27 protein-coding genes and 1 tRNA gene are annotated in these 21,048 nt (G+C 62.4%); 9 read left to right on the top strand and 19 right to left on the bottom strand.

What is annotated here, in order from left to right; genetic code table 11:
• Window positions 1-142 precede the first annotated feature (142 nt).
• Window positions 143-1,966 carry an ABCB family ABC transporter ATP-binding protein/permease gene (locus API01S_RS27185; RefSeq protein ID WP_061306616.1) on the top strand — a complete coding sequence of 608 codons (1,824 nt, stop codon included), beginning with the start codon at window positions 143-145 and terminating at the stop codon, window positions 1,964-1,966.
• Window positions 1,967-2,017: 51 nt separating this feature from the next.
• Window positions 2,018-2,401, top strand: coding sequence for a Rieske (2Fe-2S) protein (locus API01S_RS27190; RefSeq protein WP_061306617.1), 384 nt, complete (start codon window positions 2,018-2,020; stop codon window positions 2,399-2,401).
• Between the two features lie 16 nt (window positions 2,402-2,417).
• On the opposite strand, the gene API01S_RS27195 is transcribed toward API01S_RS27190, so the two are convergent.
• The gene (locus API01S_RS27195) at window positions 2,418-3,401 is read right to left on the bottom strand and encodes a bile acid:sodium symporter family protein (RefSeq protein ID WP_061306618.1); all 984 of its coding nucleotides are present in this window, start codon (window positions 3,399-3,401) and stop codon (window positions 2,418-2,420) included.
• A 111-nt stretch (window positions 3,402-3,512) separates the two neighbouring features.
• Here API01S_RS27195 and API01S_RS27200 point away from each other — a divergent pair, with 111 nt between their 5' ends.
• Window positions 3,513-4,355, top strand: coding sequence for a LysR substrate-binding domain-containing protein (locus API01S_RS27200; protein ID WP_006218767.1), 843 nt, complete (start codon window positions 3,513-3,515; stop codon window positions 4,353-4,355).
• A 48-nt stretch (window positions 4,356-4,403) separates the two neighbouring features.
• Here the strand turns inward: API01S_RS27200 and API01S_RS27205 are convergent, their stop codons facing one another.
• From API01S_RS27205 to API01S_RS27215, 3 genes are all read right to left on the bottom strand, one after another.
• Window positions 4,404-4,718 carry a hypothetical protein gene (locus API01S_RS27205; protein ID WP_050729207.1) on the bottom strand — a complete coding sequence of 105 codons (315 nt, stop codon included), beginning with the start codon at window positions 4,716-4,718 and terminating at the stop codon, window positions 4,404-4,406.
• 149 nt (window positions 4,719-4,867) lie between these two features.
• A complete protein-coding gene (locus API01S_RS27210; protein ID WP_050729208.1) occupies window positions 4,868-5,746 on the bottom strand; it encodes an N-formylglutamate amidohydrolase in 879 nt (292 codons plus the stop codon).
• Between the two features lie 2 nt (window positions 5,747-5,748).
• Window positions 5,749-6,741 carry a Bug family tripartite tricarboxylate transporter substrate binding protein gene (locus API01S_RS27215; RefSeq protein WP_050729209.1) on the bottom strand — a complete coding sequence of 331 codons (993 nt, stop codon included), beginning with the start codon at window positions 6,739-6,741 and terminating at the stop codon, window positions 5,749-5,751.
• Window positions 6,742-6,856: 115 nt separating this feature from the next.
• Here API01S_RS27215 and API01S_RS27220 point away from each other — a divergent pair, with 115 nt between their 5' ends.
• Window positions 6,857-7,792 (top strand): LysR substrate-binding domain-containing protein, encoded by a 936-nt coding sequence (locus API01S_RS27220; RefSeq protein WP_061306619.1) that lies wholly within the window; start codon window positions 6,857-6,859, stop codon window positions 7,790-7,792.
• Window positions 7,793-7,902: 110 nt separating this feature from the next.
• Here the strand turns inward: API01S_RS27220 and API01S_RS29620 are convergent, their stop codons facing one another.
• The 6 genes from API01S_RS29620 to API01S_RS27245 form a co-directional block, all read right to left on the bottom strand.
• Window positions 7,903-8,118, bottom strand: a complete 216-nt coding sequence (locus tag API01S_RS29620) for a hypothetical protein (RefSeq protein ID WP_025135384.1) — start codon at window positions 8,116-8,118, stop codon at window positions 7,903-7,905.
• Window positions 8,119-8,220: 102 nt separating this feature from the next.
• Complete coding sequence (locus tag API01S_RS27225) at window positions 8,221-9,330, bottom strand: AGE family epimerase/isomerase (RefSeq protein WP_061306647.1); 1,110 nt, start codon at window positions 9,328-9,330, stop codon at window positions 8,221-8,223.
• Window positions 9,331-9,479: 149 nt separating this feature from the next.
• The gene (locus API01S_RS27230) at window positions 9,480-9,692 is read right to left on the bottom strand and encodes a hypothetical protein (RefSeq protein WP_006218759.1); all 213 of its coding nucleotides are present in this window, start codon (window positions 9,690-9,692) and stop codon (window positions 9,480-9,482) included.
• A gap of 343 nt (window positions 9,693-10,035) precedes the next feature.
• Window positions 10,036-10,260 (bottom strand): hypothetical protein, encoded by a 225-nt coding sequence (locus tag API01S_RS27235; protein ID WP_006218758.1) that lies wholly within the window; start codon window positions 10,258-10,260, stop codon window positions 10,036-10,038.
• 54 nt (window positions 10,261-10,314) lie between these two features.
• Window positions 10,315-11,061 carry a sulfite exporter TauE/SafE family protein gene (locus tag API01S_RS27240; RefSeq protein WP_006218757.1) on the bottom strand — a complete coding sequence of 249 codons (747 nt, stop codon included), beginning with the start codon at window positions 11,059-11,061 and terminating at the stop codon, window positions 10,315-10,317.
• A 61-nt stretch (window positions 11,062-11,122) separates the two neighbouring features.
• A complete protein-coding gene (locus API01S_RS27245) occupies window positions 11,123-12,034 on the bottom strand; it encodes a DMT family transporter (protein WP_050729212.1) in 912 nt (303 codons plus the stop codon).
• 160 nt (window positions 12,035-12,194) lie between these two features.
• Between API01S_RS27245 and API01S_RS27250 the strand changes: the two genes are divergently transcribed.
• Together API01S_RS27250 and API01S_RS27255 are read left to right on the top strand one after the other, a co-directional pair.
• On the top strand, window positions 12,195-12,665 hold the full coding sequence (locus API01S_RS27250; protein ID WP_006218755.1) for an Lrp/AsnC family transcriptional regulator: 471 nt from the start codon (window positions 12,195-12,197) through the stop codon (window positions 12,663-12,665).
• Window positions 12,666-12,780: 115 nt separating this feature from the next.
• Window positions 12,781-13,014 (top strand): hypothetical protein, encoded by a 234-nt coding sequence (locus API01S_RS27255; protein WP_006218754.1) that lies wholly within the window; start codon window positions 12,781-12,783, stop codon window positions 13,012-13,014.
• A 78-nt stretch (window positions 13,015-13,092) separates the two neighbouring features.
• Here the strand turns inward: API01S_RS27255 and API01S_RS27260 are convergent, their stop codons facing one another.
• Window positions 13,093-13,683 carry a BPSL1445 family SYLF domain-containing lipoprotein gene (locus tag API01S_RS27260; protein WP_039883118.1) on the bottom strand — a complete coding sequence of 197 codons (591 nt, stop codon included), beginning with the start codon at window positions 13,681-13,683 and terminating at the stop codon, window positions 13,093-13,095.
• A 227-nt stretch (window positions 13,684-13,910) separates the two neighbouring features.
• The gene (locus API01S_RS27265) at window positions 13,911-14,168 is read right to left on the bottom strand and encodes a hypothetical protein (RefSeq protein ID WP_039883117.1); all 258 of its coding nucleotides are present in this window, start codon (window positions 14,166-14,168) and stop codon (window positions 13,911-13,913) included.
• A 254-nt stretch (window positions 14,169-14,422) separates the two neighbouring features.
• Here API01S_RS27265 and API01S_RS27270 point away from each other — a divergent pair, with 254 nt between their 5' ends.
• Window positions 14,423-15,376 (top strand): M14 family metallopeptidase, encoded by a 954-nt coding sequence (locus tag API01S_RS27270; RefSeq protein WP_050729213.1) that lies wholly within the window; start codon window positions 14,423-14,425, stop codon window positions 15,374-15,376.
• Window positions 15,377-15,411: 35 nt separating this feature from the next.
• On the opposite strand, the gene API01S_RS27275 is transcribed toward API01S_RS27270, so the two are convergent.
• Together API01S_RS27275 and API01S_RS27280 are read right to left on the bottom strand one after the other, a co-directional pair.
• Window positions 15,412-15,846 (bottom strand): GNAT family acetyltransferase, encoded by a 435-nt coding sequence (locus tag API01S_RS27275; protein WP_050729214.1) that lies wholly within the window; start codon window positions 15,844-15,846, stop codon window positions 15,412-15,414.
• A gap of 269 nt (window positions 15,847-16,115) precedes the next feature.
• On the bottom strand, window positions 16,116-17,030 hold the full coding sequence (locus API01S_RS27280; protein WP_050729215.1) for a PhzF family phenazine biosynthesis protein: 915 nt from the start codon (window positions 17,028-17,030) through the stop codon (window positions 16,116-16,118).
• A gap of 215 nt (window positions 17,031-17,245) precedes the next feature.
• On the opposite strand from API01S_RS27280, the gene API01S_RS27285 reads away from it, so the two are divergent.
• Window positions 17,246-17,635 (top strand): hypothetical protein, encoded by a 390-nt coding sequence (locus API01S_RS27285; RefSeq protein ID WP_050729216.1) that lies wholly within the window; start codon window positions 17,246-17,248, stop codon window positions 17,633-17,635.
• Window positions 17,636-17,669: 34 nt separating this feature from the next.
• Here the strand turns inward: API01S_RS27285 and API01S_RS27290 are convergent, their stop codons facing one another.
• Window positions 17,670-18,521, bottom strand: a complete 852-nt coding sequence (locus tag API01S_RS27290; protein ID WP_231689396.1) for an alpha/beta fold hydrolase — start codon at window positions 18,519-18,521, stop codon at window positions 17,670-17,672.
• Window positions 18,496-19,242: a hypothetical protein gene (locus API01S_RS27295; RefSeq protein WP_050729218.1), complete on the bottom strand. Its 747-nt coding sequence runs from the start codon at window positions 19,240-19,242 to the stop codon at window positions 18,496-18,498. The genes API01S_RS27290 and API01S_RS27295 overlap by 26 nt, the downstream gene beginning before the upstream one ends.
• A 207-nt stretch (window positions 19,243-19,449) precedes the next feature.
• On the opposite strand from API01S_RS27295, the gene API01S_RS27300 reads away from it, so the two are divergent.
• A complete protein-coding gene (locus tag API01S_RS27300; protein ID WP_050729219.1) occupies window positions 19,450-19,854 on the top strand; it encodes a hypothetical protein in 405 nt (134 codons plus the stop codon).
• Between the two features lie 45 nt (window positions 19,855-19,899).
• Here the strand turns inward: API01S_RS27300 and API01S_RS27305 are convergent.
• From API01S_RS27305 to API01S_RS27315, 3 genes are all read right to left on the bottom strand, one after another.
• Window positions 19,900-19,976: transfer RNA gene (locus API01S_RS27305), tRNA-Pro, on the bottom strand.
• Between the two features lie 231 nt (window positions 19,977-20,207).
• Complete coding sequence (locus API01S_RS27310) at window positions 20,208-20,645, bottom strand: MerR family transcriptional regulator (RefSeq protein WP_006218745.1); 438 nt, start codon at window positions 20,643-20,645, stop codon at window positions 20,208-20,210.
• Window positions 20,646-20,703: 58 nt separating this feature from the next.
• Complete coding sequence (locus tag API01S_RS27315) at window positions 20,704-21,045, bottom strand: integration host factor subunit alpha (protein ID WP_006218744.1); 342 nt, start codon at window positions 21,043-21,045, stop codon at window positions 20,704-20,706.
• Window positions 21,046-21,048 lie beyond the last annotated feature (3 nt).

The following is a 21,048-nucleotide window of genomic DNA, read 5'->3' on the forward strand; positions in this document are numbered from 1 at the left end:
TGCACCCGCATTGCGATACCGGACCGACATCCCCTGGCAATGGTCCGGAAATACCAGGGGTTATCACCCAAATAATAGCGCTGGTGCCCGATAATGCCCTTCTCACCGCCCCAGCCCCAGGCTTTCAGCCCCCTGCCCCGCCATGAATTCCCCTGACGCGCCGCCCAAGAATCGCGGCGGCTTTTCGACCTTGCGCACCCTCTTTCCCTACCTGTGGCCTCCGGGCAAGACGGGGCTGAAAGTACGCGTCGTCGCGGCGTTGCTGTGCCTGTTCGCAGCCAAGGCGGCCACGGTTTACGTGCCGATGATCTACAAGCACGCCATCGACGAACTGGGCAAAGGCGCGCCCGGCGCGGTGACCGTGCCGCTGGGCCTGATCCTGGCTTATGGCACCGCGCGCGTCATGTCGCTGCTGTTTTCGGAACTGCGCGACGCCATCTTCGCCCGCGTCGGCCAGCACGCGATCCGCTCGGTGGGGCTACAGATCTTCCGCCATCTGCATGCCTTGGCGCTGCGCTTTCACCTGTCGCGCCAGACGGGTGGCCTGACCCGCGCCATCGAACGCGGCACCAAGGGCATCCAGACGCTGCTGTCCTTCCTGCTGTTCAACATCCTGCCCACGTTTTTCGAGATCGGGCTGGTCTGTATCGTGCTGTGGAAGATGTTCGACATCTGGCTGGCGGCGGCCACCGGCGCGACCGTCATCCTTTACATGGGCTACACGCTGGCCGTGACGGAATGGCGCACCAAGTTCCGACGGCAGATGAACGAAACCGATTCCGAAGCCAACACCAAGGCCATCGAAAGCCTGTTGAACTACGAGACGGTCAAGTACTTCGGCAACGAAGAACACGAGGCGCGACGCTACGATGCATCGCTGACCCGCTACGAGCGCGCCGCCGTGCGCAGCCAGGTCAGCCTGTCCATCCTGAACGTGGGACAGGCCGCCATCATCTCGGTGGGCCTGACGCTGGTGATGTGGATGGCCGCCACCGGCATCGCCGAGGGCCGCTACACGCTGGGAGACTTCGTGCTGGTCAACACCTATCTGCTCCAGCTGTATCAGCCATTGAGCTTCTTCGGCTTCATCTACCGCGAAATCAAGCAGGCCATGATCGACATGGAACGCATGTTCGAACTGCTGGGCCAGGACCGCGAAGTGGCCGACCGCCCCGACGCCCAGCCGCTGCGCGTGGCGGGCGGCCAGGTCGAATTCCGTGACGTGTATTTTGGCTATGATGCGCGCCGCCCCATATTGAAGGGGGTCAGCTTCACCATCGAGGCGGGCAAGACCGTCGCGGTCGTGGGTACGTCGGGCGCCGGCAAATCCACCATCGCGCGGCTGCTGTTCCGCTTCTACGACGCCGACAGCGGCGCGATCCTGGTAGACGGCCAGGACGTGCGCAACGTCACCCAGGCCAGCCTGCGCGCCGCCATCGGCGTGGTGCCGCAAGACACGGTGCTGTTCAACGACACCATCCACTACAACATCGGCTATGGCCGCCCCGGCGCCACCGATGCCGAGATCGAAGCGGCCGCGCGGCTGGCGCACATCCACGAGCTGATCATGATCATGCCCGACGGCTACCAGACCATGGTGGGCGAACGCGGCCTGAAATTGTCAGGCGGAGAAAAACAGCGCGTGGCCATCGCCCGCACCATCCTGAAGAATCCCGCCATCTTTTTGTTCGACGAGGCCACCAGCGCGCTGGACACGCACACTGAACGCGAGATCCAGGCAAACCTGCGCGAAGTCAGCCAGGGCCGCAGCACATTGATCATCGCCCACCGCCTGTCCACCGTGGCCGACGCCGACGAGATCATCGTGCTGTCCGAAGGCCGCATCATTGAACGCGGCCGGCATCCGCAACTGCTGGCCCGACAGGGTGTGTATGCCAGCATGTGGGCCCGCCAGCAGAACAGCGCGCACACGCAGGACGCCACCGACTCCGCGCCCGCCGATTGACAAGCCTGGCCCCCTGACCGAACATCGCCCCCTTATCTTCCAAGGCCCGCCATGCAGGATCCCACCCTCGTCCCCGAAGTCCGCGTCTGTGCGGCATCCGACCTGGCCAACGGCGGCCTGGGCGTCAAAGTGCCCGTGCTGGACGGCGCGGGCCAGACCACCGCCTTTTTCGTGCGCTATCAGGACCGCGTGCATGCTTACCTGAACCGCTGCGCCCACGTGGGCGTCGAGCTGGACTGGGAAGGCAGCTTCTTCACCCGCGCGGGCGACCTCCTCATGTGCGCGCGCCACGGCGCGACCTACCAGCCGGACACCGGGCTTTGCGTGGGCGGGCCCTGCAAGAATGGCCGGCTGACCGCGCTGACCGTGACCGAGCGCGACGGCGTCGTCTACTGGCAACCAACCGGCAAGATCGTGCCGCGCGAAGATGCCTGAAAGCCTGGCCTGAAAACTAGGCCTGTGCCACGGCGACCTGCGTCGGCTCCTGCCGATCCGCATAGCGCCGCGCCAGCACGGCGCACACCATCAGCTGCATCTGATGAAAGATCATCAAGGGCAGCACCACCACGCCCATCTGCGAGGTGCCGAACAACACGGTCGCCAGCGGGATGCCGGACGCAAGCGACTTCTTCGACCCGCAGAACACCAAGGTGATTTCATTCTCTTTGGACAGGCCCAGCTTGCGGCTGCCCCAGGTCGTGATGACCAGCACCGTTCCCAGCAACAAGGCGTTCACCAGCACCATCGAGGCCAGGTCGATGGCGGGAAACGCATGCCAGATGCCCTGCGCCACGGCCTCGCTGAAAGCCGTATAGACCGCCAGCAGGATCGAACTGCGATCCACCTTGGACAAGGTGCGGCTGTTGCGCTGCGCCCACGCGCCGATCCACGGCCGCAGCAGGCTGCCCACCGCGAATGGCAGCAACAGCTGCAACAGGATACGGCCGGCATCGGCCAGCCCATGCCCGCCGCCCTGGCGATGCAGCAGCACGGCAACCAACAGCGGCGTCAGGACCGTGCCCAGCAGGTTCGAGGCGGTCGCCGCGCAAATGGCGCCCGGCACATTGCCGCGCGCCATCGACGTGAAGGCGATCGAAGACTGTACGGTGGACGACAGCGTGCACACGAACAACACGCCCAGCCACAGCGACGGCGTCAGCAGCCCGGGGAACATCGCGCGCAGTCCCAGTCCCAAGGCGGGAAACAGGATGAACGTGCAGGCCAGGATCAGCGCGTGGAGGCGCACATCCTTCACACCCGCGACGATCGCGTCCGTGGACAGGCGCGCGCCGTGCAGGAAGAACAGCAGCGAAATGGCCACGTTGCTGGCCACCATCATGAACGAAGCCCCCTTGCCCACGGCGGGAAAGAAGCTGGCGAACGCGACGGTGGCGATCAGGATGAGGGTGAATTGGTCGGGTAGAAAGCGGCGCATGGCTAGGTTTCCTGGAAATTACGGAAAACTATAGGCGCGCCGCTTGCCATCGTGAAGGCCATTGATTACTTTGACTGTCATCGGAAATTTCTATAACCGTATCGGCCGGACATGCTCAATCCCTTGTGGCTCAAGACCTTCACCGCCGCCGCCAGCGCGCCCAGCTTCACCGAAGCCGCGCGCCGGCTGGGCCTGACGCAACCCACCGTCAGCGAACACATCCGGCAACTGGAGCAGTCCGTGAACCGCCGCCTGTTCCTGCGCGACACGCATTCACTGACCTTGACCAGCGATGGCCGCAGCCTGCTGGTGCACGCCGAAATCATCCTGGACGCGCACGAACGCGCCGAACGCCTGTTCGATGCGCCCCGCCTGCGTGGCCGCGTGCGACTGGGCACGTCGGATGATCTGGCTATGGGGCCGCTGCCCGATGTGCTGGCGGCGTTCCGCCTGGCCCATCCCGAGGTCGAACTGGACCTGACCATCGGCGTCACCAGCGAGCTCTACAAACTGCTGGACGACAATGGCCTGGACGTCATGATCGGCAAGCGCCGTCGGGGAGATCGCCGGGGCCAGACGCTGCACAAGGAAGCGCTGCTGTGGCGCGCCAAGGAGGGCCTGCGCTTCGCGCCCGATGAGCCGCTGCCCTTGATCCTGCTGCGCGAGCCCAGCGTGACGCGCACGCTGACGCTGGACGCGCTGGCCCGCGCGGGCCGCAGTTGGCAGATTGTCTGCACCAGCACCAGTTATGCGGGATGCCAGGCGGCGGCGCGCGCCGGCCTGGGCATCACGGTGCAGCCCTCGCATCTGTCCACGGCCGGACTGGCCGCGCCCGGTGGCGCGACTCAGTTGCCGGCCTTGCCGCAGGTGGAGTTCATCGTCATCGCGGCGCCAGCGCCCAACAAACCCACTCGGGCGTTGACCGAAATCCTGATGCGCAGCACGCTCACCTGACGCGTCGTTGCGTCGGCTGGCTGGGTCCGGCCGCCTCCTGTCCGCGCCCTACTCCGGCAGCGGATCCGGCACGCCGTCTTCGTCCACGCTGGTCACGCGGTCCAGCGCATTGCGGGCGGCCGACATCGCTTCGATTGCGCTGCGAAAGCGGCGGCTGACAAAAATCTCGAATGGCTGGCCGTCGGGCGGCGCGGCGGCGGGCTCGGCCCCCTCCTCGTCCCCTGCTGGCGGCGCAGGCACATCGCCTTCCTTGAGCTTGGGCGCAAGACGCCGCGTCTCCAGGAATGCCCGGGCGGGCGTGCGGCCTTCGGGTTGCGTCGCGTACGCCACCACCGAAAATCCGTTGATCTTCTTCTCTAGCATTGCGGTTCCCTCGCGCCGCGGCCACAGGCGGCGCAGCTTGTCTCTAGCGAGAACGGCGCGGCGAACCAAAACTTAAGCCTCATGCAAAAAGCCGGCGTTGATCAGCATCAACACCGGCTTTGGGGATGGGCGTGGCCCGACAATCGACTTTATTTTGTCGACGCAACCGCCTCCATGCGCACGCGCACATAGTCGGCCACCTGCTCCAGCACCGAACTCAAATGCCCGCGCAGCAAATCGAAGCCGGCGTTGCGCTCGCGGGTGACCTCGTCCATATACAACGGGCGGCGGATCTCCACTTGCAGGCTATGGCGGTTCAGCGCCGGCTGACCGATCTGGGCAATCAGCTGCACGCCCTTGTAGGGGTCGTTGCGCGCCACGGTATAGCCCAGGTCGCGCAGGGATTTTTCGATCAGCGCAATGAACTCCGGTTCGCAGGTGGTGCCGTCGCGATCGCCCAGCACGAAGTCGGCCAGCGGATGTTCGCTTTGCCGGCCAAGGCGCTCATAGGCATCGTTGGGCATCGAATGCAGGTTCAGATGCCAGACCGCGCCAAAGCGCTGCTCGGCCTGCTTGATCGCCCGCGACAAGGCCGCATGGTAGGGCTCGTAATAAGCCTGAATGCGATGCCGCACTTCGGCCAGGCTCAGTTTGCGATCGTAGATCGGCGTGGCCTTGTCCATGCGGCGCCAGATCAGCCCCTTGCCCAGGCGCGTCTTCTCGCCAGGGGAAAGCGTCTCGGGCCACGGTTCGGCCAACAGCTCGGGGTCCAGGTCCTGCAATGTACGGTTCGGATCGATGTACACGCGCGGAAAGTGGGCGGCGATCAAGGTCGCCCCCAGCGCGGGCGCCGCCGACCACAACGCGTCCACGTGCGTATCTTCACCCTGGCGCAGTTGCGCAAGCGTTGCAACCGCCCCGAAATCATCGGGATAGTGTTCACCGCTATGCGGCGAATCACAGACCAGCGGCAGCGCCGGCCCTTGAGGTTCATGCACGGAAACCACGTTGAAATCGGCGAGTGTCATCGTCAGTCAGCCTGAATGTTGGCGGCCTTGGCCACCTTGGCGTAGCGGGCCAGGGCCTGTTCGATCTGGACCTGGAACTCTTGGGGGCTAGTGGGCATCAGCGTACCACCCACGTCCTCGGCCTTCTTGCGGAACTCGGGGTCCTGCATCGCCGCCCGCACGGCCTGGTTCAGGCGATCGATCACGTCCTTCGGGGTGCCGGCCGGCGCGACTAAGCCGAACCATCCGCCCGTGCCCATGTCGGGATAACCCAGTTCGATGTACGTCGGCACGTCGGGCAGCAGCGGCGAACGCTGCGCGCCCAGCACGGCCAGCGCGCGCAGCTTGCCGCCCTTCACCTGCGGCAGCGTCGACGACAGGTTGTCGGTAATCGCATCCACCTGGCCGCCCATCACGTCGTTCAGCGCGGGGCCCGCGCCCCGGTACGGAACATGCAGCAGCTTGATGCCGGACAGCATCATGAAGTTCTCGATGTTCACATGGCCTAGCGACCCGACGCCCGGCGAAGCGAAGCTATAACGATCGGCGGGCGCCTTCTTTGCCAACGCCACGAATTCCGCCATGTTCTGCGCAGGCAGGTTGGGGTTGATGGCCAGGATGCTGGGCACCGCCAGCACGTTCGCCACCGGCGCGAAATCTTTGATCGGGTCGTAGTTCATCTTGCGATAGACCGCCGGGTTCGAACCATGCGTGCTCATCGTGGCCATGCCGATCGTGTAGCCGTCGGGGGTGGACCGCGCCACCTGCTCCATGCCCATCGAGCCGCCCGCGCCAGCCTTGTTCTCGACCACGATGGTCTGCTTGAGGTCGCGCCCGGCATATTCGGCCACCAGGCGGGCAACGATATCGGTCGAACCGCCTGCGGCGAACGGCACCACCAGTTTGATAGGACGCGAGGGATAGTCGGCGGCTTGGACAATGCCGGCAAACGACAGCGTGGCGAACATGCCGGCAAGCGCAAAGCGCGCGGACCGGCCAAGCAGGCGGCGAGACATGGATCGACTCCGAATAGGAACGTAAGGGGTTTCAGACAGGCCGCCAGTGTCCGAACTTTACGGTTTCCTTTCAAACGACTATATTGCACTCCTTCATTACCAAAGGTCATGCTAGATGCGGCTCCATTCGCCGTCCATGTCCGAGCTGCACGCCTTCGTCGCGGCGGCCCGCCTGGGCAGTTTCACGCAGGCGGCGCAGACGCTGTGCGTCACCCAGGGCGCCATCAGCCGCGCCATTTCGCGTCTTGAGCAGCATTTTGGCCAGCCGCTGATGCATCGCAATGCGCATGGGTTGACCCTGACCGAGCTGGGCCAGAAACTGTACGACGGCGCGCATTCGCCGCTATCGGCTATCGAAGCGCTCAGTGCTGAACTGCGTGCCGATGACCGGCGCTTGCGCTTGACCCTGTCCACCGTGCCGACCTTGGCCAGCGCCTGGCTGGTACCGCACTTGCCCGACTTTCATCGGCGGCATCCCGATATCCAGCTCAATTTCGCGGCCTATCGGCGCAGTGAAGACTTTTCCGGCGCCACCCCGGACGCCAGCATCCTGTCGGGCACGCCCGAGCAGTGGCCAGGCTGGCAGGCTGACTACGTGATCGGGCGCGAAGTGGTCGTCATCTGTCACCCCGACAGGCTGGCGGCGCGCCAGGAACAGGGGCTGTGGAGTACGCCGCAGGGCTTGCTGGGCGAGCCGCTGCTCTATCACACCAACGGTCGGGACAATTGGGCGCAGTGGTTCAACGCGGCAGGCGTACCGCGCCACGCCGTGATGCTGTCCAAGGGTTTCGACCAGGTGTCGATCCTGATACGCGCGGTCATGGCGGATATGGGCGTCGCCGTGCTTCAGCGTTGCCTGGTCCGCGACGAACTTCAATCCGGCCGTGTCGCCGCGCCCTTTCCAGATCTGCCCATACGCCTGACGAGGGGGTATTACTTATGCGCCCCCGCGCAGCGCCGCGACCATTACGCCCTGGAATGCTTCCGGCAATGGTTGCTGGAAACGGCGCAAGCCGATCCGGACGTCAGGGCGGCGGGTGGCGCTATCTGACTGTCAGCGACAAGCGCTGATATGTTCTGTTTCATCGGTAATCGAACATATGAAACGAAATAAAACGGGCCTCTATACAGAGGCCCGGTTCAAGTACGGCGGCGTGACGCTCAAGGCGCCAGCTTGAATCCAAGATCCACGCCCCACTTATCGGTTTCACGCAACCATTTCGCCCCGCAACTCAGGCAACGGAAGTGATCTTCGCGACTCTCTTCGCGCCCTTTTTGCGTGGGATTGGTGAACCCTTGATGTCCCAGGTGCGAATGCGGCGCGACGCCAGCAAGGCCCGGGTTAATGCGTTGGCAAGCCAAGCACATAACGCTCATTGATGCTTCCCCACAAACAGTGTTAGCAAATTGTAAGGGATTTCACCAATATTTTTCTATCGTTTTATAACAATTGAACGACAATAATTGTTAACGAAGCGATTAAACAACGTTCGGCAAAGCAGCCAGACACGTCGCCAGATGGTACGGAGAGGTCGACGGCATGTCTGCACGGACCACGGCGCCCTGCCCGTCCAGACACTCGTACCAGCCCGCCTCGTGCAGGAAATGGGCGCGGAAACTGGCCAGCCCGGACTCCAACGCGGGCAATTCGCCCAACACGGCTAGCGCGCGCAGATATTCGGTCTGCGCCCAGATGCGCCGCGTCTCATCAACGATTGCTCCCGACTCGTCCAGCGACGCCAGCACGCCAGGGCCTTGCACGTCGACGCCGTGCTTGCGAGACCAGCGCACCGCGCGGGGCAAGGTTTCCACAAGTTCCAGCCCTTCGAACACCTGCGCGGCCCCATGCACCAGCGACAGCCATTCGAACTGGTGGCCAGGCTCCAGCCTGTTCCCGGGAGTACCTTGCAGAGCCTCCGAAATACATTGCGTGGGCCCGTGCACGAAAAACTGGGACACGCCTTGTGCAAGGCTGCGCAGATGCTGGGCGAAGAGCGCGGGCTCGGCCACCTGCGCCGCCGCCAGATACGCTTCCGTCAAATGCATCATCGGATTTTGCGCGGGCGGGCGCAGCGGCGTCTGCCAATCGGGACTGAGCGCCGCGTGATAGAGCCCGTCATGCGTCTTGAAGCGCGACTCGATTGCCGAAGCCGTCGCCAACATCAGCTTGCGCGCCTGCGCATTGCGGCTGCGCTGAAAGTAAGCGGCGCAGGCCAGCACGATGAATGCGTGAGTGTAGAGATCCTGGGATTCGTCCAAAGGACGTGCATCGACGTCAACGCTGTAAACCCAGCCGCCGCGCTCGTCTCGAAACACGCGGCACATCGATTCGAACAGCCTGTCCGCGTGCGTGGCCGCCGCATCGCCATTCGCTTGCGCAAACACATAGAGTTGCCGCGCACATGCCATCGCCCGATACCTCGTGGGCGGCAACGGCTTGCCCGTTGTGGCATCCAGTGATTCGTAGGGCAGGCCCAATGCGCCATTGAAGCCCGGCCCCATACAAAGCGGCAGGATGACGGAGTCGAAATGTGCGCGCATGGCGCGGACATGCTCCGCGAGAGAAGGATTGGTCTGTGCGGCAATCATCTTGGAACGACGCGTACCCGAAACGGGCCCCAGGTTTTTGAGCAGCAACGATAACCGAAAAAATCGTCGCAATTCCTGGAGTGTTTTCCGCAGCCTCATGCACACACAGACCGGTTCAACCGATCAGCTCCGTCCAGGGCAAAAACGCCCTATCGGAAGATGTTTTCCTCGACCCAGTTCTGCGCGAATATCTCCGCGCGGTCTCGTGCTTCGTCCAACGAAGCGCAGTTGCCCAAGTGGGAAAACGCGGCATCCACTTCGGTGCCGCCCTCGGCCGTTACCGTCAGCAAGACGCCATATCCGCCGGTATCCATGGCCGCTGTGGAAACGTCGATCAGTACTTCCTGGTCACGATGCTGCATGTGCTACCTCCCAGTCGGTTACCTAAACGCGTGAACCACGCGTGACGTTGCGAGACCGAAATCTCGCGTAAGTGAATAGACCTGAAAGCGTCACGCAAGTTCATCTTAACGGCGACGAAACAAGCGCGATACGTCCGGAAGATGCGAAATCACACATTCCGTCTCAGGAGATTCCCGTACTGCCCTATAAATACCCCCTGCGATGCGACATATGGCGAAAACATTCGCAAAATATGCGGCATTTCGGTGCATCTTGCTTCAAGAGGCAGCAAGAGCAACGCGGGAGGTAGGCAGGAATGTGATGCAAGCAAGCGCGCGGACAAACGCCCGCGCGTGGCGATGATCAGCGCACGTGGATCGCGCTGGGTTCTTCCATGCGCAGGGCAAGCTTGCCCTTTTCGGTGATCAGCCAACGGCCATCTTCACCGGGCTGGATGCAGCGCAACGTCTGAAGCGCCTGCGAAATTTCGACAGGCACTTCGGCTTGTGCGGCGCCGGGTTCGGAGTTATCGGCCACGATGCGCAGCCAATGACCCAGTTCGCCTTTTTGGAAACGATGCAATGCCATGCGTAATTCTCTCTTCAATCGACTAACGATAGCATGCTCGTCAAGCCCGCCTCGCTACGCCAGAAGCTTGGGTACCGACGCAACCAGCAGTGCAATGCCGGACAGGGTCAGCAGGCCCAGCACGATGCGCCGAAACGTCATATCGCTGATGCCCACATAGACTCGCGCGCCCAACAACGTGGGCACCAGCATGGCCGGCACGATGAGGGCAAACAGCGGCAGCATGTCCCGCGTCACCACGCCCGTCATCACGTATCCGGCCATCGTGACCGCCAACATCGACAGGTTGAAGTTCTGGATCACCGAACGTTGCACATCGCGCTCGAAGCCCCGCAAGGTGCACCAGAGCGTCGGAATGACGCCGGTGAAGCCGCCGATGCCGCCCATGACGCCACCCATCGCGCCAACGACTCCGTCCGCCACCTTGCCCCCGGCGCTTATACGCGGCAAGCGCGTCGCAAAAAGCATGATGGGGCACCAGATTGCAAGCAAGGCGCCAATGAACGCCTTGAAGATCAGCGGGTCCAGATGGGGCAGGAGCCGAACGCCTATGGGTATGCCCACCAGCCCGCCCAACACGAAGGGCAGCAGTTGCGCCCATGAGAACCCCCGGCGCACGGTGAAGGCAGCCAGCAACTGGCCGGTGAGCGCGCCGAACACGGTCATCGCAGCGGCCAGTCTGGGGTCTATGGTCCAGGCCCAGAACGACATGGCCACCATTCCGAAGCCAAATCCCGACAGCCCCTGTACGAATCCCGCAGCCACCGCACCCAGGACGACCAGCACATATAGCGAATCCATTTCTGCCGCGCATCCACGAATAGTGCCCGGCCCCAGCCGGCGCACGACATTCTAGTGCGTTCTACAAGGGCCGCAGCGCAAGCGGACGCTTCATCCGCGCAGCGACCGCCGAGGCCACGACGCTCAGGCCGATAAGCGCCAGGCCCAACGCCAGATCTGCCGAGATGCGTTCATGGAACACCACGGATGACACGATCAGCCCGATCACCGGCACGCACAACATGGCGATCGAGGTGGCAACGGGCGGCATCTTCTGCGTCATGCCCAGCACCACGATGAACGTCAGCGCCGTCGCCAACGGCCCCGTGTACAGGATGATCGGCCATGCGTCGGGCACGGCCAGAAAGCCAGGCGCGCCGTCGCGCAACCAGGCCAGCGCGGCGAGCGGCACGGTGGCCAGCGCCGTTTGCCAGGGAATCATGTCGGCGCCCAGGCGCACATGGCGATGGCCTCGCAACTGGATGATATTGCACGCCCACGCGAACGACGCGCCAAGCAGCATGATGAGGCCCACCACGGTATGCGCCTGCCATGGGCTGAACGCCGGCGCCACGATCACCCCGATACCCGCGTAACTCAGCGCCGTCGCCAGCCACTGCCCCGCATTCAGCCGCTCTTTCAGGATCAGCGCCGATAACGGAATCACCCATATCGACGTAGCGTAGGCAACGACGGACGCGCGGCCGGGCGCCACGTACTGCAACGCCCACAAGGCCAGCGCGGTGAAGGCCCCCATCTGCAAGAGCGCGACGCCGGCCACCAGCGGCCATTCCTGCCGCGTTGGAAAGCGCAGCCGACCCACGGCCGCCAGCACCAGCACGCTGACCAGGGCCGCCGATCCAAACCGGCAGGCGGCCAGCCACAACGGGCTCATGTGCGCCAACCCCATTTTCATGACGGGCCAGTTCCCCCCCCACACCATCACCGCGCCCATCAGGGGCAGGAACTTGCGCAACGTACTTTGCTGACTCATCACTACAGGGTCTACCGCTTGAATATTCCGTGCTTCGGCCAGTTTGCCGAAGAAAGAAATAGTCTATAGGGTAAACCCCAGCATATTTCACCTCAATTTGCTCCGATACACTGCATCCCCAGCACGAACGAACTGCAAAGCAACGATACCTAGGTGACTTATGCCGGAAATCAACCTGGATGCGACCGACATCCGAATCCTGAACGAACTGCAACGCGACGCGCGCCTGACCAATGTCGAACTGGCCGCGCGCGTGAATCTGTCTGCTTCGCCCTGCCTGGCCCGCGTACGACGCCTGGAAACCGACGGTCTGATCGATCGCCGTGTCACGCTGCTCAATGCGCGCAAACTGGGCTTGAAGGTCAACGTCTTCATCCAGATCTCGCTGGACAAGCAGCGCAAGGCCGCGCTGGACGTCTTCGAACGCGAGATCGCAGTGCTGCCCGAGATCATGGAGTGCTATTTGATGTCGGGCGATGCCGATTACCTGATCCGCGCATTGGTGCCCGATGTGGACGCGCTTGAACGACTGATCGTGGAGCACATCACGCGCATCCCGGGCGTAGCCAGCATACGTTCGAGCTTCGCGCTCAAACAGGTGCTGTACACCACCGCCGTTCCGCTTGCCTGACAGATACGACGCGACGCGTTCCGAAACTTGCGGGATCACCCGGCCGCCCGCACAATGATTGCGTCGGCGCGGCATTCGCGCCGGCTTCCCTCCCATCGCTTAGCAAGGAGCAACCATGCCCGAAACAGAATGGTCACCCGGCGGCACGCTACCCGATCGTCAGGGTTACTTTGAAGTGGAATTCGACACAGGCGAAACCGAAATCACGCGCTACGGCATGCTGGGTTGGGAACCCGAAGCCGAGCGTGGACGCATCCTGCGGTGGCGCGGCCTGGATCCCGACATCGAAGAAGCCGAAATCCAGCGTGAAAGCGCCCTGCGCAATAACGGCGACGCCTTGCTGGGCTGATCCCTTGCCCCAAAACAAAAACGCCGCGGACCGAAATCCGCGGCGTTTTTCATGGATAAAGATCTTATCGCCAGAGGCTTACCAATCAAGCTTGGAGATCTTGGTGCCAGCCAACGAAACACCGGCCATCAAGCCACCGTTGTTCATCACGAAACCCACGATCGGCTGTTGCGCCGTGTTGGTATCGATGCGGCCGTTGGCACCAATGTTCACCACGGCAACCGTGGCGTCCGCGCCGACGGTCCAGCCGCTGCTGTTGCGGAATTTGTTCAGGGCGTCATCCGTCATGAACAACAACACCATGGCCTTGGATTGCGCGCCGGCCTGGAACCCGATCGAGCCAGCCGTCGTGCTGTAGTACCCGGCATTGGCGCCGCCTACCCGCAGCACGCCCTTGCCATGCTCGGCGCCCACGATGAAGCTGCCGCTCAATACGTCAGGGAACACCAACACACCCTTGGCGCGCGCCACCAATTCCTTGGATTGCGGCGACGCTTCGTACAACTTGGTCAGCGTTGCGTTGGCCGCGCTATTCATCGAATCGCGCTTCTCGGTTGAGGTAGCCGACGATTTCGGGGTGGTCGTAGTACAGCCAGCAAACAGCACACCGGCCACACCAATCGTCGCGGCAATACCTACACGACGCAGAACAGGAAAAGTGTCAAGCATGGAACTCTCCTTTATTGTTGTCAGCGGGTACCACTGTACCGATCAAAATCGCCGGAGCAAGGCACACGATTGTGATAAACGAAACAAAACCTACCTGGTGCCTTGCGCGGCCAGACGGGTCGGACCCAGCGCTCATGCGCCTGCGCGGGCCGAATCGCCCGCTTTGGCGCTGCAACATTTAGTAGAGCCTGCCCGGCGCGCCTGTCATGCCTGGCGAGCCTGCATCACTACAAAATGCCGTATCTGGGTTCGCCCGTGGACGCATCCACCGACACGATGCCGGACAGCACCAACTCGGCATGACGACGCGCGACATCGGCGTCGGCAAAGGTCACGAAACGCGGCAAGGACCAGCGCTGCGGCTGCGCACCGTTGCTTCCGGTCCGGCTCACGACAATCTCGATGGCCATCACGCCGGCATCCAGATTCACGATCTCACAACCCACTTGAAAACCATCGATATGGCGTTGCGGTCCCGCCCCCATTCTTGTGCTCCTGAAATCAATCATTCGCGCGCAATATGCCAAAAAAATATCGTGCTGAAAAGAAGTGTTTTTAGCGGGTCACGCCGCACTAGATCGTCTAGTGCTGAGGCATCTTGTAAATGCTCGAATGCACCTGAAACTTCAACTTTTGACTCCCATCGCGTCCATTTTTTTAATCGTGCAAAGGCGACGGGCATTTGCCGCCTTGCGGCCCGGGGGTATATTCCAACGTTCGACAAGAGGCCTATCGATCCATGCAAACATCTGCTTTCGAACCCGACACCGCCCCCCTGGAAGTTTTGCCGCGCGACCTTTCGGCTTACCGCGAAGGCAATACCGGCATCCCGTACGTTCACCGGTTTGAATCCGGCGTGCCCGGCCCTCACGTTCTGATCAACGCCATCACGCATGGCAATGAGATCTGTGGCATGGTCGCCGCCACGCATTTGCTGGACAACGGCGTGCGGCCCAAGATCGGCACGCTGACGGTCAGCTTCGCCCACGTCGAAGCCTATGAAGCCTTCGACATCGACAATCCCTACGAAAACCGCCAGTTGGTTCATAACCTGAACCGCATCTGGTCGGCGGCCATGCTTGATGGCGCCGAAGACAGCCCCGAACTGCGCCGCGCGCGCGAACTGCGTCCGGTGCTGGATGCCGCCGACTTCGTGCTGGACATCCACTCAACCCGCGCGCCGGTACAGCCCTTCTGGGTCTACAACGAGATGGACCGCAACACCGCATTGGCCGCTGCCGTTGGCGCGCCCGCAGTGCATCTGGTGATGCCGCAACACAAGTTTCCCGGCACGGGAGTCATGGGTTATGGCCACCACGGCGATCCCTCGTCCAACAGCCAAGGTTCGCTTGTCGTGGAATGCGGCCAGCATTTCGCCCGATCCGCCGCAGAGCTGGCAACGGACGTGACGATGCGTTTTCTGGCCCACACCGGCCTGATCGACGCTCCGTTGAACGCCCCGCCGCCGCCGGTGCCGCAGCGCTTTCGCTTGCTGGAAGTGCACATGGTCAAGTCCGCGGATTTCCGCTTCAGCCGCCCCGTCATCGGTTTTGAAACCTTCGACAAGGGCGAACTGATCGCCACGGACGGCGCCGAAGAAATCCGGTCACCGTGCGACCACTGCACGATCTTCATGCCTACCCGCATGCCGATCGTGGGCCGCGAAGCCGTCTACCTCACCGTGGCGATCTAAGCCGCACGCAGCCAGGCTGCGTCTGCCAGACCGGCTTACATGTCGGGAATCAGACGCTTGCCCAGGCTGACCACTTCATCCAGCTGAAAGCCCAGGCTCTTGTAGAAACCCTGCACGGCCAGATTGCCGGATCGAATCAGCAGGTTGATCTTCGGACATCCTTTGATCAAGAGCTGGCTTTCGACGGCGCGCATCAGCAAGGTGGCGTAGCCCCGCCGCTGGTGCGCGGGCGCGACGGCCAGGTAGTTGATCCAGCCGCGGTGCCCGTCGTAGCCGCCCATCAGCGTTCCGACGATCTCATCCTTGATCTGCCCCACCAGGAACAGCTCGGGTTGCACCGTCAGCTTGCGGGCAATGTCCTTGACCGGATCATTCCAGGGACGTGTAAGACCGCAATCGCGCCACAGCTGGATCAGGGCGGCTTCGTCGGCGGCCTGGTAGGGCCGGATGGTCAGGGTTTCATGAGTCATGCTTCGTTCCTTCAGTCAGGGAAACGAAGGCCCGGCGACACGCCTCGGAAGCAACACTGCGGCAAGGCTCTTGCCGCAAAAACAAAAAGGCCACGAGGGGTATCGTGGCCTTCAAGGGACAGCGCCGAACACTCGGCGCCTGTACGTGACTTGCCACTCAACGTGAACGTCGAGTGGCTCGTCGGTTGTCTGCCCGGCATGCGGCAGAGAAATTCGGTGTATTCATGCGGGCAAGCTTACACGAGGGCTCGCGCCGCGATCAACCGAATTCAAGTGACCAGCGGCGCTGGCAGCGAGCCTTCCATGACCACCACGGCATGCCCGGCCACACCGGCCCATACCCCATCCTCGCGCGGCTCCGCATGCGCCAGCAACAAGCTGGGCCTGCCCATATCCACGCCCTGCCCCACGCGCAACGCCAGTTTCCCCTTGCCGCGCAGCGCCGCGCGCAAAGCCGTAACCGCCGCCGTCGCGCTACCTGTCGCCGGATCTTCCGTCATCCGCCCCGTAAACATCCGCGCCTGGATGTCGGTCGGCGCGTCAATCGTGTCGCTGCCGGTATCGGTGGTGTAGACATAGATGGACTTCGCGCCATCCAGCGGCAGCAAGGCGGCGTAGCCGTGCGAATCCGGCGACGCGCGGCGCAAGGCGTCACGGTTGGCCAATTGCGCAACCAGGAAGATCAACCCCACCGACACCACTTGCGGCGCATGTTCCGACGTGTCGACATCGGCCGGCTCCAGTTTCAGCGCGCGCGCCAATTGCGCGGCCGAGACTTCGCTGGCGCGCGACAAGGGTTGTGGGGCCAGCAGCTCCGCGCGTTCGACGCCCGAGGCTCCGGACCGCAACGCGATGCGCACCAGGCCCGCCGCTTCTTCGAACACAAAGGCGTCCGGCGTCGGGCGTCCCGCCGCCACCATTTCACGCGCCAGAACCACGGCGGTGCCCACGTTGGGATGACCGGCGAACGGCACCTCGCGATCAGGCGTGAAAATGCGCACCCAGGCCGTATTGCGGGGGTCTTTCGGCGGCAGTACGAAGCTGGTTTCCGAATAGTTGAATTCCCGGGCAATGCGCTGCATCTGCGCGTCATCAAGCCCTTGCGCGTCCAGCACAACCGCCAAAGGGTTGCCACAATAGGTTTGACCGGTAAAGACATCGGCGGTGACGTAGCGGTAGCGCATGCGGGCTTCTCGTTGTTGATGGCAGGTCCTGAGTATGCGCGCCGACCGCCAGATCGCGACAGGCACAGAATGGCATGACTTTTCCCATAACAGCGCAACGCGGAAACGTCGGACGGCGCGCCACAACCCGCATCGCAACTGCCGCCAGTCGAGTACCCTGTATTGCTGGCCCGCCTTCGCGGCCCAGGCGCGCTCAATTCAGCAAGGAATGCATCATGGAAAATCCCTTTGGCGATGCCGAAGAACCCGCAGTTGGCCACCGACAGTATCTGGTGTTGATCGCGGCTTCGAAAGACAATGCCTCGCTTGCGCAAAAGCAGCTTGAAAACCTGAAGAAGTATGTCGATGACCGCGCAGCTCCTCTTTGGATCGACGCCAAAGGCATCGGCGTGCTGCTGACCACTGACATGGTCGCCTCGGAAATCTGGCGCGCCATGTTCCAGAAGGATGCGGGCCAGGACCTGGGTGACACCCGCAATATGCTGGTGCTTGAACTGGGCAAGGATTGGGCCGCCCGCCGCGACGACAAAATCGAACATTGGCTCGCGACGCACGTCGGCAACCCCTTGCCGCCCATGCCACGCGCTGCGGGCAAGAAGCGCTAAGGCGAGTCAAATGCCCGCCCAACCCGGGCGGGCATTATTTTCCAGCGCCGACGCGCGCGATGAAAGCGATCAGGCGCGCCGCCAATTCGGCCGGATTGTCCAGGCTTGGCAAGTGGGCGGTGCCGGCCAATTCTTCACCGATGCCATCGGCAAGCAACGTCGCAACCTGGCGGCTGCGCGCCTGGATGTGTGGAAAATCGTAGGCGCCCCACATCACCAGCGCCGGAACTTGAATCTCACCCAGACGCTGGAACGTAGCCAGGTCATCGGTGCTGGTCCCGCCATAAGGCGAGCGCAATATCGCGCCATTCATCTTCAGAAACTGCTGGCGCGCAAGGCCCGAAACCCGCCCTGCCGCCGCGCCGGGCCCATCCAGAAACAATCGCGCCTTCAAGTCGTTGATGCGGTCTTGTTGACCTTGCATCTCTGCCTCTTGCAGTTGCGCCATCAGTGCGCCAATCGCAGGCGAATAATCCGGCGCGCCTGCACCCGGCACCGTGGGCGCAATCAACACCAGCCCGCTTACACGCGAAGGATGCAGCAAGGTCGCATCCAGCGCGACGCGGGCCCCTTGCGAGCACCCGACCAATATCACCCGCTTGCCATCAGCCAAGGCATCGAGCACCGCAATCAGGTCCGCCACCGCTGAATAATGCTCGACGTCGGCACGTGTATTCCCATGCCCCCGACGGTCATAAGCGATAGCGGTATTCGTGACGGCGACGGCCGCCATCTGCGCGCTCCACATCGTGCGATCGCAGATGGCCGCATGCAAGAACACGACCGGATCGCCGCTACCCATCGTCTCGACAAAGAGCGATGCACGGCCACTGGCGACGTAGTGCGGTTTGCGCATTGACTCACCCCACGACGGCAGCGTCGCCACCTGATCCCGCGTTGTGGCGCGAGGACTCACGATAGGCAATGGCGGCCATCACGGTGACGATCACGATCAAGGCGACGCATATCAGCGCGCCCGTCAAACCATACGCCACGCCGGACCACGTCATGCGGCGCGCCACCTCGGCAACCATCGTCTTGGTAAACCCTGCGAATACGATCAGCGCGAACAACGCCACCGCCAGCGGCCAACGCCTGAACCGCATGGCGCGGCGCATCGCGCCGAACCCGTATTCGCCCACCGATGCAGCTCGCGCCAAGCTTGGCAAGCACAGCGCGCCTGCGTATGCCGTCGGTATCCACAGCAAACCAAGCACCGTGAACAGAATGGCAAAGAATTTGGAATCGCCGACGCCGTTCATCGCGAAGTACAACAGCAGCGGAATATCAGCGGAGGCGCGCAACAGCGCGCCCGCCACGACAACAAACAGCATCACAAGCGCCAGGTGCCTCGCTTCGGCATTGCCCGTCCGCACGGGCTGCTTACCGGTCGGATCAGCCTCGGCGATCACGCCGGTCCATGCAAAGGTCATGCGCGCCAGCGCAAGTAGATTGACCAGGGCCAGCATCAGGAACACGTACTGGATCGTGCCAACGGACTTGAACGCCAGGAAGGCAAACGGCAACGTCAGAATAAACAGGCACAAGGACCACGGCGCCGATGCCACCATCTTGCGGGCGTGTTGGCGGATAGCGGTGCAGGTCATGCCGACAAGACGGCTTCCGGCAATTTTGTTGGCCACGGGGATACCTATGCAGACAGAATCAGGACGCTACGTTATACCAGCCTGTTGCTAAAGAAGATGACGAGGATTGGCGCCGACCCGGACGTTTCGGATAAGGTAGTGAACGCCAGAGATCAACGACTCGCAAGCGAGACGCCGTGATCGCATCGTCTGAAAGGGAAAGCCGCCGTGACCTTTGCCCGCACGTACTACATGAACAAGACCAGCGACGCGCAGTTCGCGCAACTGCTTTCGGAACGGCGTGATTTCTATCTTGAAAACGTGGAAGACATGCAGGGTACGTTGCGGCGGGCGCTGGCATTGCTGGAGAGGGACGGTTTGACGAGTCGCATATTGGACCGGCCGTCGAACCCTGGCGCCACGCTGCACCACAGCATGTTGGCGTCGCTCCCGATCATCGGTATCGCGTCGACGATGCTGCATGCCGCCACAACGCTTGCGCAACCTCGCGCCGACGTAACGTTTGTCCGCACGGCTGAAGAATCACTCAGCGTGGTGTTTGGTGGTCACGTTGTGAAAGTAAAACCGCGCGATGCGTCTAACGATTCGGCAGAAAATCCGGCGCACCAATGAGAAAGGGGGTTAGTGATTTTCATCACTAACCCCCTAGGGTATTGCTGGTCGGGACGGCGGGATTCGAACTCGCGACCCCTTGCACCCCATGCAAGTGCGCTACCAGGCTGCGCTACGCCCCGAAAGAAAAAGAGTATAGCAGAACAAAAATAAGTTTGCACGCATTGGTGCAAAAAAATGCACTGAATACTCAAAAAATTTGCGCTTCATGTTCGTCGCTTGCATCAACCACATGCAAGACGACGCACGAAGCGCAGGGAACTGCTTCTTGCCGCGCGCGTAGCGGTCAGCGACGCGCGCGGCGGATACCGATTTCTACAGAATGATCGTTGATGCCAATGGCATCAACTGGCTTACGCCACGGTGCTGCTGACGTTGCCGTTGCTTGCGCTGGCAGCCACGTTTGCAGGCAGACCCAACGCATCGGCCAGCATCGTCGAGACGCTGGAGAGTTCGTTGCGCAAGCCTTGCATTTCAGCGCCCGACAAGCGGACCGCTGCGTCTTGATCATGCGGCATGTCGCGCGCGTCGCCGAGGCGATTGCGAGCACCGCTGATGGTGAAGCCTTGTTCGTACAGCAAGGAGCGGATGCGGCGGATCAACAGCACTTCGTGATGTTGATAGTAGCGGCGGTTGCCGCGCCGCTTGACCGGCTTGAGCTGGGTGAATTCCTGTTCCCAGTACCGCAGGACGTGAGGCTTGACGCCACACAGCTCGCTGACTTCACCGATGGTGAAGTAACGCTTGGCGGGAATGGGCGGCAGGGTAACGGTGGGTTCAGTACGTGTCATAAGCGAATTTTATGCCGCGAGTAAGCCGGGTGCCGATAACAATTACCGACAAAGCGTATCACTCCGCGGCGTCGGGTGCAGCAGGGGTTGCCTGCTCCACCACGCTCTTGAGTTTCTGACTCGCGTGGAACGTGACCACGCGGCGTGCGGCGATGGGAATGGTCTCGCCGGTTTTAGGATTGCGGCCAGGACGCGGGGGTTTGTCGCGCACCTGGAAATTGCCGAAACCCGAGAGCTTCACGGAATCTCCGCGCGCCAAGGCGTCGCGGATTTCTTCGAAGAAGGTATCGACAATGTCCTTGGCTTCGCGTTTGTTCAGGCCTACCCGCTCGAAGAGCAGTTCGGCCAGCTCAGCCTTGGTCAAGGTGCGCGGCTCGGCAGCAAGCATACTGTTCCCCATGGT

Origin of the sequence: Achromobacter piechaudii NBRC 102461 (genome assembly GCF_001571245.1) — a bacterium.
GTDB classification, from domain to species: domain Bacteria; phylum Pseudomonadota; class Gammaproteobacteria; order Burkholderiales; family Burkholderiaceae_B; genus Achromobacter; species Achromobacter piechaudii.